At 50.8% G+C, this 12,115-nt stretch carries 13 protein-coding genes; 2 read left to right on the forward strand and 11 right to left on the reverse strand.

The window, feature by feature from the left end; all coding sequences use genetic code 11:
* Positions 1-666 (reverse strand): hypothetical protein (locus TY10_RS23115; protein ID WP_042168865.1); only part of this gene is annotated, 666 nt, incomplete at its 3' end.
* Positions 667-983: 317 nt separating this feature from the next.
* Between TY10_RS23115 and TY10_RS23120 the strand changes: the two genes are divergently transcribed.
* Positions 984-1,517, forward strand: a complete 534-nt coding sequence (locus TY10_RS23120) for a hypothetical protein (RefSeq protein WP_042168869.1) — start codon at positions 984-986, stop codon at positions 1,515-1,517.
* Positions 1,517-2,101 (forward strand): hypothetical protein, encoded by a 585-nt coding sequence (locus tag TY10_RS23125; RefSeq protein ID WP_042168872.1) that lies wholly within the window; start codon positions 1,517-1,519, stop codon positions 2,099-2,101. Before TY10_RS23120 ends, TY10_RS23125 begins: the two co-directional genes overlap by 1 nt.
* Before the next feature lie 69 nt (positions 2,102-2,170).
* Here TY10_RS23125 and TY10_RS23130 read toward each other — a convergent pair whose 3' ends face one another.
* From TY10_RS23130 to TY10_RS23175, 10 genes are all read right to left on the reverse strand, one after another.
* Positions 2,171-2,716: a glutathione peroxidase gene (locus TY10_RS23130; RefSeq protein ID WP_042168875.1), complete on the reverse strand. Its 546-nt coding sequence runs from the start codon at positions 2,714-2,716 to the stop codon at positions 2,171-2,173.
* 123 nt (positions 2,717-2,839) lie between these two features.
* Positions 2,840-3,331: a CcdC family protein gene (locus tag TY10_RS23135; protein ID WP_042168878.1), complete on the reverse strand. Its 492-nt coding sequence runs from the start codon at positions 3,329-3,331 to the stop codon at positions 2,840-2,842.
* Positions 3,332-3,486: 155 nt separating this feature from the next.
* Positions 3,487-3,873: a hypothetical protein gene (locus TY10_RS23140; RefSeq protein ID WP_052350724.1), complete on the reverse strand. Its 387-nt coding sequence runs from the start codon at positions 3,871-3,873 to the stop codon at positions 3,487-3,489.
* Between the two features lie 110 nt (positions 3,874-3,983).
* Positions 3,984-5,639: a hypothetical protein gene (locus TY10_RS23145; protein WP_042168880.1), complete on the reverse strand. Its 1,656-nt coding sequence runs from the start codon at positions 5,637-5,639 to the stop codon at positions 3,984-3,986.
* 173 nt (positions 5,640-5,812) lie between these two features.
* On the reverse strand, positions 5,813-6,796 hold the full coding sequence (locus tag TY10_RS23150; RefSeq protein WP_042168883.1) for an aldo/keto reductase: 984 nt from the start codon (positions 6,794-6,796) through the stop codon (positions 5,813-5,815).
* Between the two features lie 76 nt (positions 6,797-6,872).
* Positions 6,873-7,883 carry an ABC transporter ATP-binding protein gene (locus TY10_RS23155; RefSeq protein WP_042168886.1) on the reverse strand — a complete coding sequence of 337 codons (1,011 nt, stop codon included), beginning with the start codon at positions 7,881-7,883 and terminating at the stop codon, positions 6,873-6,875.
* Between the two features lie 39 nt (positions 7,884-7,922).
* Positions 7,923-8,705, reverse strand: a complete 783-nt coding sequence (locus tag TY10_RS23160; RefSeq protein ID WP_042168889.1) for an ABC transporter permease — start codon at positions 8,703-8,705, stop codon at positions 7,923-7,925.
* Positions 8,702-9,511, reverse strand: coding sequence for an ABC transporter permease (locus TY10_RS23165; RefSeq protein ID WP_042168892.1), 810 nt, complete (start codon positions 9,509-9,511; stop codon positions 8,702-8,704). Before TY10_RS23165 ends, TY10_RS23160 begins: the two co-directional genes overlap by 4 nt.
* Positions 9,508-10,695, reverse strand: a complete 1,188-nt coding sequence (locus tag TY10_RS23170) for a serine hydrolase domain-containing protein (RefSeq protein WP_052350725.1) — start codon at positions 10,693-10,695, stop codon at positions 9,508-9,510. Before TY10_RS23170 ends, TY10_RS23165 begins: the two co-directional genes overlap by 4 nt.
* Before the next feature lie 34 nt (positions 10,696-10,729).
* A complete protein-coding gene (locus tag TY10_RS23175) occupies positions 10,730-11,884 on the reverse strand; it encodes a serine hydrolase domain-containing protein (protein ID WP_042168895.1) in 1,155 nt (384 codons plus the stop codon).
* Positions 11,885-12,115: the final 231 nt, after the last annotated feature.

The raw sequence follows: 12,115 nt of genomic DNA on the forward strand, positions 1-12,115 counted from the left end.
GGTTCCACCCGTAATTGTCGCCCCTGAGACAGCTACTGTTCCTCCAGACAATGCAACTGTCCCGCCTGATAAGGCTACAGTCCCCCCGGTGATCGTGGCCCCAAGGATCGCAGTCAATGTTCCTGCCGTAATTGTTGCCCCTGACACCGCCGCAAGCGTACCACCTGTGATCGTTGCTCCCGAGACAGCAACTGTTCCTCCAGATATCGCTACCGTTCCTCCGGATAAAGCCACAGTACCACCTGATAACGCTACGGTTCCTCCCGTAATCGTCGCTCCTAGAATTGCAGTTATTGTCCCTGCTGTAATCGTCGCCCCTGATACCGCCGCCAACGTTCCTGTCGTGATTGTTGCTCCCAGCACAGCCGCTAACGTACCTGTAGTGATCGTCGCTCCAAGAACAGCATTCAAGGTTCCACCTGTAATCGTTACGCCCATCACCGAGACAGTTCCGCCAGAGATAGCAACTGTTCCTCCAGATATCGCTACGGTGCCTCCGCTAATCGTGGCACCTAATATACTGGTTATTGTCCCGCCGTTCGATATGTTCAAAATATGTCCTGCAGAATCGGTCGCAATCGCTTGCGGCGTAGATGTACTGTCCCTGCCGAAAATAAGTGTCCGTAATTTATCCGGATTGGGGTTAAACGTCGTAAAGTTTGGCATAGTTGTTCACCTTCTTTTTACTTGAGTTGTGCATGGGCAGGAAGCTGTAAAACCTGCTGCTTGACCTGAGCACCGCTCATTCCAAATCGAAGGCATTGTGGCCGACTTCTTCCGAATCGTTCCCCATCCTTTTCCCCTCGATGTCCATGCTCCTATACGATATGAGTCCCTTTGTACAAAGGAAGCGGCTTGTGACGGAAGCACATCAGCCCCAAAATTCTGTCTTTTCCAAATCCCCCATACAAAAAGCAACAAATCGCCATATTCTATCCAGACAAGCAATTAACAACTGCATAGAGTTAAATGAGGTGAAAAAAATGCCAAACTTTTCAGTATTCAATAAAGCGAACAACCCCTTGTACACTCAAATTAATAATGCCTATAACAACCCTGCCGTCGTAACGACTCCGGATGGGAGTGCAGCCATCAACGGCCGCTTATTCATGACCACATCAGCGAGTACCGCCGTCACCGGAGGAAATAACCTGCTCATTCAGATCACGAATCCGAATCCAAGCGGCAGAACGCTATATGTCTCGCAAATAACCGGCGGGATCAGCGCGGCCGCCACACTTAATGTATACTCTGGCGGGACGACTCCAGGAGGTACGACGCCAACGCCGTTCAACCTCAATTTCGGCAATGCCAGTACGAGTGTTGCAACTGCCCGCGTAGCAACCGGCACTGTCACAGGAACGCCGACGTTGTTTCTGACAGCACTGCTGGCAGCAGGCCAATTCAGCTTCCCTTTCGCAGGAGGTATTGTCGTTACCCCTAACCGCTCCATCACCATTTCTGTTGGCACCGGTGCGATTACGGCAGCTGCAAATATTACATGGTGGGAATACTGATGCCAAACTATAATATTTTCGATCCGAAAACCAGCAAATACAACACAAATGCAACTAATGACTATACAAAACCGGGAGCATCTGTCTGGCCAGAATCGGCTACATCTAAAGCCGTCGCGCAATATTTTTCAATTAACGCTGCCAATAGCGCTTCATTAGGACTGTTAGGGGGAAGTGTGAACATCTCCATCCAGATCGCCAATCCCTCCAACAGCGGAAAAACCTTATACCTGCAGCAGATATTAGGCTATACCAACGTATCCTTGAGCTTGCTGTCGAGTTTCTCCGGACAGGTTACCGTCTATAGCGGCGGGACGCTCACCTCTCCTTCAACGGTGGTTCCTGCAAATTTACAATTAGGCAGTTCCGTTACAAGCGCAGCTACGACGAACTCATCGATTTTCGCCGTCAGCGGCGGCACCTCATTTAATCTCTATCCGCTTTTCCCCGGCCCCCTCCAGATTAATTTCAATGGAAGCGTCATTATTCCGCCAGGACAGACGTTAACCGTTAACGTATTAGGCACAATAACCATTCTAGGCATTATGGGTGCGGGAGTGGAGGCACTGTGGTGGGAAAACTGACAGTCTGCCATATGAACGCAAAACAACCCCGCAACGGAGACCGTTACGGGGTTGTTTTGCATTCATCTATTACAGCAGCTTTTCGATATCGGCTTTCATATCAAGCGGCTCTTCCGTCGATTCGAAGCGTTTTACGACGTTGCCTTCGCGATCGATAAGAAATTTAGTGAAATTCCATTTGATGGAGTCGCCCTCCAAGAATTCCGGAAGCTTCTCTTCCAAGAACGAGTTCAGCATTTTGCCGCTTGGCGCTGTTGTATCGAAACCTTCGAAGGGAGCCTGCTCTGTCAGATAATCAAACAGCGGGTGAGCCCCTTCGCCGCGGACGTCGGTTTTAGCAAAAAGCGGGAAGGAAACACCGTAGTTAATTTGGCAGAAGCTTTGTACATCGGAGTTGGAGCCCGGCTCCTGCTCACCGAACTGGTTGCTTGGGAAGCCGAGAATTTCCAAGCCTTGTTCCTTGTACTCTTCATATACTTTCTGAAGATCGCTGTATTGCGGTGTGAATCCGCATTTGCTCGCCGTGTTAACGATTACGAGCGCTTTTCCTTTATATTGCTCCAGGCTGACTTTCTCGCCTGTAATTTTTTCCGCTTCGAATTGATAGATGGACATGATGTATTCCTCCCGAAATCGAATTTAGTGAAATTAAATTGCATACAATTTATATATCAAAGAATAGCATATGGAATAGGCGAAGTCAAACCCAAACCGCAGCTATTTTATCTATACACACTTTTAATTCGCCGCTTCAACCTTCTGCAGACGCACATAATCACTGACCATCGCCAGACGCCAAGGAATAATCATCCCAAATGCCAGCAAATAAAAGATCGCTCCTGTCTGCGGTATCGACATATATTGCTCCACGACGGAGTGCAGCGAAAGTCTAATAATAAATAGCGTCACCATTATGAAAATAAATGCTTTGGATCGTTTCACATAAATATCCGCATCTACTCGCTCCAAGCGCGTCGTAACGATTAGAGGAAATGCGAATATAAGCATGCCGGTACCGAAGGCCGATAAGCCCCATAACAGCGGGATATGCATGAAAGGAAAGGCGAACATGATGAAGCCGGTTGCCATGCCCATCGGCGGAATGATGATTTTACGCAGTGAGGTCGGTTGCTTTCCTGCTCGAATGCGCATGAATATAAGAAAACTGCCAGCCAGCATCGACACGATAATTGCGCCAATCTGCAAAAGCGGGGACGATAGTTGCATCATTTTGCCGATGCCTCCGTTTCTCGGATACTCGAAATAGGACTTGCCTATATCACCATTACCATCGTACTTCAAATTAATACGTACAGCAAACTGCTTGTACTAAAAAAACCATTACCCATCTTATTGGATGGGCAATGGCTCTTCTAGCAGGCTGCTTATATTTTAGTCCAACGATTCATATACAATCCCGTAATGTCGACTTGTACAATACCCGGTTCGTCTATTGCTGCTTCATCTTGGCCTTGCGTATCGAGAGAGGGCATATAGATCAGAAAATCGTCCCCGTCCTTATAATTTAATCCGCTTGCTCCGACCATAGAGCCAGTATACTTTTTCCCTTCATATTGCACAGTTATTTGAGCGATCATGTCAGTTGCGAACAAATGCTCGTCTAGTGTATGGTGATGAAGACCCGATATCAAAGAGGCTCCAGACAATGAGTAAGCTCCGCTGGACCGGAAACCGATCTGATAACCGCCTTCACTGCCATTCACATGGTCGGCATAATACACAAAAACACGATGTTTTCCGTCATTGTACAATTCCCTGCCGATATTACTCTTCAGATCCGACAGGTTGATCGAAAGTGAAAACGTTCCATCTACAGGATAGCCTTCTTTATCACTGAACTCTTTCGTATTGTTGGCGATGTCTACAGCTTCCGCACATGCCCTAGAAGCACCTCAGAGGTAATCCAGCGCCTGAATACTAAGAACAGAAGCACAGACGGCAGACTCACTATAGCGCCATATCGGAGTACGTCTACAAAGTACGTGCCGGATTGAGCTAACGCCCGGAACTGAAAAGCGGGAGAGAACATATTTGGATTAACCATATACATCATCGACGGGATAAAGGCATTCCAAATTGCAATGAACTGCAGCACGCCTAGCGCAAGGATTGGCTTCCACATTTTTGCAAGATATAGCATGACAAACGCATGCGCTTCTCCCTTACCTTCCTGTTCGGCCTGCTCCTTCAAATCAGAATATTTGCTGTTGAAAATGCTTTTAAGCACGAATACAGGTACGATCGCAATCATTCCATACAAGAATATAGGGAATATAGTGTTGGACATGCCAATTGTCCTGGCTTGAAAAAAATCAAAAATAAAAGAGGAACCCAGTACAGCCAATAGGATCAGGAAAAAGGTATACACCGATTTACCTGGCAGCCTGCGCACGGTAAGCGGATAAGCGAGCAAGGTGATCATTATCATATGAAAAATGGCAGCTATGAAGCCCAGCAGCAAATAGAACATGTAAATGACTGGTTTTATTAACGGCAAGACCCCGTTCTCAGGTGACATTGTAAACGGATAAATAAAGAGCAAATAAAGAAAAGCCACGACAGCAAGCCCGTAGAGCACCGACACTGCCGTTCCCGCCAAAGTCCCTCCGCTTAACGAAGAGCGGCTGTTTAATTGACTTCCTTCGGTAATACCGCTAAACAAATCCCCGATAAAATAACGCTTAACGAGCAAATAAGCACCGTACGCAAATACGAGTTGTACGATAATAAGAATGATCTGAATCGAAGCTCCGGCACCTGTGTTCATCTGCATCACAAAGGCGTTAAAGCCATAGGTCTCCAGCGTATCGCCCGTTTGCCTGACTAGCGGATTCAGCAGCGATTGCAGCAGCTCGAAATCTCCGGACAAGATGTAGGTGAACTGCAGCAGCAGGAAAGCAGCCACGGCTCTCGCCGCCGGAATGACTTTTGCTTGCACGAATAGGCCAGCCTCTCCGGCAAGGGAAGCTTGCCGTGAGCTTATAGCTGAAAGCGCAATTGCAATGGCGATGCCGCAGGTTTTAAACGTCTCAGCAGCAATTATTATAGGCTGGAAGAGCTCAGCCTGTGCCAATGCCACGATATTCAGCGAAGCAATTGGCGACTGTCCTTCGGACAACAACCACGCTACGACGTAAGCGAAGACGCCAGACGGGATGAAGTAAGGAATTAGAAACAGAGTAAGCAAACTCCCCCGTAACATCATGGAACGCACGAGACTTAGTGCAATCGCAAGTACGAACGCCAGCACACCGCTCGCCAGCATGTATCCGAACTTTATGGACAACGTATTGCGCAGCAGCTGCCAAAATAACAGGTCGCCGGAGAAAAGACGGGCGTAATGGAGTAAACCGACCCATTCGCTTTGGAACAATCCTTTGTGAAATTGATAATCTACCATCGACATATAGAGACCGGAAAAGAACGGAATAATCTTGAATCCGATTAAAAATAAAACGGCCGGAATGACAATCAGATAATGCATCCGGTATTTCCATATTCGCTGTGTAATGCTCATACTCATCCCCCATCTCTTAGCTCAGGTGCTACGTAAACCCCACTAGATTGTAAAGGAACTCCAAAATATGGGCAACCATTATTTTCTAAATTAAGTGGAATTACCCTCAAAAAACCCGTATTTATGCACAAAAAAGCCGGCCCGGATTTAACCCCGAGCCGGCCAAATTATATCTAATACGAGCCGCGAATAAACGGCTTCACTTGCTCCTGATAGAAGGAACGCAGCCGCTCGTTCTCCGCCTCCGTAAAGGACGGTACATCCAGAGCTGCCAAGTTATCCTGCACCTGGCTAACGTTGCGAAAGCCTGGAATGACGCAGGTGACTGCTTCGTGATCAAGCAGCCAGCGCAGCGATGCGCGGGTCATATTGCCCCGGCCTTCTGCAATCCAGCCCAGCTGCCCCGCAAGCTCAACGCCTTTGGCGAAGCCAAGTCCGGCGAACGTCTCGCCAACGTTGAACTGCTCGCCGTTCTCGTTGAAACGGCGGTGATCGTCTGCCTCGAAGGTCGTCTGCGGCGTGAACTTGCCCGTCAACAGGCCGCTTGCCAGCGGCAGCCGCACCAGAATTGCCACGCCGCGGCGATGCGCTTCGTCAAGCAGCTGCTCCAGCGGCTTTTGCCGGAAGATGTTGACGATCACTTGCAGTGCGCGCACATTCGGCTGCTCCAGACAGAGCAGGCCTTCCTCCACGGACTCTACGCTAACGCCGTAGTGGCGTACCTTGCCTTCCTCTACAAGCTTGTCCAGTACGCCGAATACACGGCCGTCCTGCAGGATCGGCAGCGGCGGGCAGTGTATCTGGTACAAATCAAGCCGCTCCCGCTCCAGACGTTTTAGACTGGCTTCACAATAAGCGCGTACCGACTCCTCAGAGTAAGTAGCCGGATCGTGAATATCTCCTGCGCGGCAGAACTTGGTTGCGATATGAATCTCATCCTCCCGCCCCTTGGTCGCCTGCGCCAGCAGCCGTTCACTATGGCCGGCCCCGTACACGTCCGCCGTATCAAATAAGTTAACGCCCGCTTCCATCGCTGCTTCTAGTGCGAGCAAAGATTGTTTGTCGTCTACGTTTCCCCAGGAGCCGCCGATCGCCCATGTCCCGAAGCTGATCTCGCTTACCAACAAATCCGATGATCCTAATTGACGATATTTCATCGATGAATTCGCCTCCTACCGTAATCGCTTACCGCATTAGTGTACTCCATCCCATAGACACCGTTCAACTTCCGCTCTACTTTGTCGCGGACACGGCCGCTTCAGAACGGGCTTCAGCATTCTCCAGGTAAAGCTCCTTCATAATCGATTCAATTGGAATCGGCTGGATCTCCATATCTGCAATGCCGTACGAATCATTGAATTCGCGGATAAAATTTTTCAGCGGCAGCAGGTCGGTATCGATCTCGACTCCGATCTCCAGCGGCCCCAGCCGCTCGGCGATTCGCAGCCCTTGAAGCTGCAAATCAGGCACAGCCGTCTCCGTCGTCAGGCGGACCGACTTCTTGTTGCCGACCCGGCTTTTCAAGCCGCTGAGCGCATCATCGAAAACAATCGTCCCGTGATTGATCACGATTACCCGCTCCGCCAGCATTTCAACATCCTCCAGATCATGCGTCGTCAAAATAAACGTTACGCCTTGACGGTTCATACTGCGGATAAAGCCCCGGATGTTCTCCTTCGCAATCATATCGAGACCGATTGTCGGCTCGTCAAGAAATACGAGCTGCGGCCGGTGCAGCATCGCCATAATGAATTCGCATTTCATCCGCTCGCCAAGCGACAACTGGCGGGTTGGCTTGCGCATTACATCGCCGACTTCGAGCAGATCGACGAGTTCATTCAAGGTGGCGCGATATTCCGCATCCGGCACGCCGTATATCGCTTTGTTCATATAGAAGGCGTCAGCCGGAGGAATGTCCCACAGCAGCTGCGATTTCTGTCCGAAGACTGCGCCGATCTTCCCGACGTATTCCCGCCTCTGCTTCCATGGAGTAAGTCCAAGCGCCCGAACCTCCCCTGCTGTCGGATGAAGCACGCCGGTTAACATTTTCAGAGTGGTCGATTTGCCTGCACCGTTCGGACCGAGAAAAGCGAGCATCTCGCCTTGCGGCACGGTAAAAGACAGATTGTTCACCGCCGTAATTTCCTTCATCGGCCTGCGAATGAGATTTCTGGCCACTTCGCGCAGCGTATGACCGCGCTCATGGGTCATGTACGTTTTCGTCAAATTTCTTACCTCAATCATGCGAGTCCAACTCTCCTTCCGCTTCGCCTGTCGCCTCCGTCATCCTCCCGCGCTCGTATAGCCCTTCAGCATCCGATTCCAATAGACAGCGCCAAGCAGCAGAAACAGGCTGACTGGCACCAGCGTCCATAACGCTTCCAGACCGCTGCGGCCCAGCAATGCAGTTGCCGGTACGAAGGCTATCAAACCGACAGGCAGCACGTAGGTTAGCAGATTTTGCAGCGACTTCGCGAAGATCGTCCCGGGATACATCCCGAAGCTCGTCACGGCGTCAAAAATATCAAATACACGGCTGCTGCCGACCCAGCGGAACAGCATCCCGGACAAGAACAACGACACCGCACATAGAATTGCGATTGCAGCGATAAAAAGCAGCCCGAATTGCAGCCAAGCTCCTAGAGCAGGCTGGGACATGCCGCTAAGCGCAAAGCCGAAAATGACCGCTCCACTGAACAATCGGCCGAAGTCATCAGGATCAAAGCCGGTCAGCATCGCCATCAGCATAACGGGGCGGGGCCGCAGCAGGAGCAGATCGAAGGTGCCTTCGCGCACATGGTGAAGCGTCGTTCCTACCATACCGAAGAAGAAGGGGAAGGCTATACCTTTTGCCAATGCGAACACGCCCTGAATGAGCAGCGCCTCATGCATCGACCACCCTGGGAATGATGCTCCCGAGCTATAGATCAGAAGTGTCACGAACGGAACGACCAAGTCTCCGGCGACGAGCAGCAGTACACTGAGGATAAAATGGCTCCGGTACGCCATCTGCTCCGCAAGCTTGGTCCGCAATACGGCACCCAGGCAATGAATGATGCCCCTCATACGCCCACCCCCGTAAACCGTCTCATTGCTGCCCCGTACAGAACGAGCATAATCGCACCAGCCAGAAGCACAGCGGCCGCTTGCAGCCCTACCGCCTGCTCAATCGACAGCCGGATGCCGGCAAGCTCATAATCTCCGATGTAGACACGGGTCGGCAAGTACGTTATGAACTGGAACGGCAGGAAGAACAATACCTTCTGCAGCACTTCCGGAAAAAAAGACAACGGCAGAAACACGCCTGCGCTTACGTCCTTCAACAGCAGGAACACTCTGCGCACGCCTTCCGCCCGGACGAGCCAGAACGCCGTAAGCCCCACACAATAATTCACAATAAAATTCATAAGAAAGCTGAGCAGAATCGAAATGATAGCCCAAAAAGGCGACGCCGGCTTCAGATTAACGCCAAAGACGAAAATAAATAAAGCCATCACCGGCAGCACCTCAATCCACAGTGCCAGCGAGCGGTGGCCGATCTTTTGCGAGAGTGCAAACAGCCAGTGCGGCAGCGGCCGCAACGCGAAGGTGACGAATTTGCCGCTGCGCACGAGCATCTGCAAATTCCAATCGGCGAAATCAAATGCGATGTAGTGAATGAGCGTCGCTACTCCGTAGTATGCAAGCATCTGCGAGTAGGTAAGCCCGTTGATCGTATCCCGGCCTTCGAACATGGCACTCCAAATAAATACTTGAACGAGGAAAAGCACCGGCCCGACAAGTAAAGAAGCCGCCATATGCGACCGGAACGCGGCCCACTCTTTATAGGTCGCGAAGCCGATCGAACGAATGATGGCGGCCAGCCTTCTCATAGCCAACCGGAGCCAAGGATGCTGTGCGTGCCGTCAATGGCTTCCGGGCACCAGTCGATATTGGAAGGCAGAAAATATACGGTAACAGCTTGTCTGATCGGATCAATTAGAAGCTTGGAGCGTCCCGCTCCTTCATGTCCGTAAGAGCCCTGCGGCAGCCATTCATCCGGTCTGGTCAGCGAAGCGCCGATTCCGTAGATGAATTCGCTATACTGAGCCCCCCATGAGTGAGCAGGAATGCCGCTGCCCAGCGTGTTTTGCGACATTTTCTCAATCGATTTCCGGGAGAGCACCCGCACGCCGTCAAGCTGTCCGCCGTTCAGGAACATCTGTCCGAACCGGAACAAATCATCAATAGTCGAATATAAGCCGCCGCCTGCTCTTGGAGGGGCGTACGTCCGGTCGTCATTCTTCTCCAGCCGCTTCACGTCATAATCATTTGTGACGCAAACCTCGTGATGCAACTCCTTAGGCACCTCGAAGAAGGTCCGCGACATCCCGAGCGGCTGTGCAATCTCTTCAATAATGTACTGTTCATACGGCTTGCCGCTCGCCCGGGTAATGATTTCGCCCAGCAGCGCATAACCTGCGGAAGAATACATCCATTGCTCGCCAGGCGATGCAATCGGCTTGCCGGACAGCACGGCTTTAATCCATGCGCTGCGGCGCATCCGCTCTGCCTCTTCAGCATCTTTTACCTCGAAACGGCCCTTTGTATCCGGCTCGAAGGCGAACATGACGTCCCACCAGCCCATTGCGTAAGGCTCTTGGAAGTAACCCGGATCGGCCTGTACGCCCGATGTATGGGTAAGCAGATGCCAGATTTGAATTTTCTCGTACATCGGATGTTTGAATTCTTCAATCCATTCCGATACCGATTGGCGCAGGAACAGCTTGCCCTGTTCAATCAATTGAAAGATTGCCGTCGTGGTGAACAGCTTGGTCACCGAAGCGACACGGCGAATGGAATCCATCCGCAGTTCAGGGGAAGCTGGGTCATGAGTCAACGGTCCAAAAGCTTTGCTGGCAGACACCGTGCCATTTTGCGCGAGCAAATATGAAGCACACTGCAGCTTTTCTTCATCAATCATCGTTTGCAGATGGCTTTCCAGCCGGCTTAGCGCTTCCGGATCAAATCCGGCTGCCGGCTTTTGAATGCCAGTTGTTGCATCTATCAAAGACATAGGCTTCCCTCCGTCATCAGATAAGGATGAGTATTTACAGTAATCCAGACCAGGCAATCGCCCGAGGCGTTACGACTGACTCGTTCGTGAAGCCTTTAGGGCTTGGCACGAAGAAAGCAAAGACAAGCTCCTCCACCGGGTCTACGTAAAGACCGGAAGGGCCGTAGCCCTCATGAGAGAACGTCCCTTTACTGCATAGATCAAAGTGGTCCAGCGACCAGCCCAATCCAAACTGATAGTCAGTCTGTTGGCCTCCCCAGCCATTATTGGTTACTCCATGGAGCTGATTTGTCGTATGCAGGCCAACAGCTCTCGTCGATAGAATTCGGGTGCCGCCAGCTTCTCCGCCATTTAGCATCATTTGGCCGAACTTGGTCAAGTCCTCCAGCGTGGAATACAGACCATTCCCAGCCTTAGGAGGAAAATCAGCATCAACTGCCCGCGGATGCAGCACCTGCTCGAGCTCCCAGTCATTCGTACAGCAGACCTGGCTGCGGTGTTCCTCCGGCACTTCCATAAACGTGTGGTTCATACCCAAAGGCTTTGTAATTTCATCATGAATATATTGGTCGTAGGATTTGCCGGAAACTTTCGCAATCACTTGCCCGAGCAGCACATAGCCGCTTGAACAGTAAAGCCATTCTTTTCCCGGCTTTCTTTGCAGCGGACCTGCCAACAACATCTTGATCCAGTTCACATCGCTGTCCTGCTCTTTCATGTAGCGGACTGCGCGCTCATACCACGGCAAGCCGAAAGGCTCCATATGAAAGCCCGGATCTCCTTGCAGGCCTGACGTGTGGGTTAACAAGTGAAAAATCGTAATGCTGCGGTGCATGTCCGTATTAAACTCTGGCAAAATGCTGCTTACCGACTGATGCAAAGCAATCTTGCCCCGATCGATAAGCTGAAGAATTGCTACGGCTGTAAACGCTTTAGTAATGGAGTACACTTTGCGTAAGGAGTCCGGTTCTAGGTCCGGGCTATTATCGTCCGGCAACAGCTTCCCGAAGGATCGGTTAGCGAAGGTTTTGCCTTTTCTGGACAACATATAGCTGGCTGCTTGTATTGTGCCTTTTTGGATCAGGTCCATATAGTGCTCATCGAGCCTGTCCAACGTTTTCGGGTCGTAGCCGACTTCCTTTGGGCTTGCATCTGTCCAGCCCTCATGATTCGATATCGTCGTTTGCATGTCCAAACACCCTCCCTTGATTGGGGATTCATGGAATATAAAACACAATTTCCACTTTAAGCCATTTGCTTATGGGTGTCTATCCCTTTTTTGGGATTTCGGATTTATGGGAGGCTATCTGTGACATAGCACATTTACCTCGTATCAAAATGTACTTTTGCTAGCGAAGCGGCTTCGTTATTTTACGAAGCCAAGTTCGCTGTGGGAGCGGATATGGGGGGCTTGATCGCA

It is taken from the genome of Paenibacillus gorillae (genome assembly GCF_000513275.1).
Classification (GTDB): Bacteria; Bacillota; Bacilli; order Paenibacillales; family Paenibacillaceae; genus Pristimantibacillus; species Pristimantibacillus gorillae.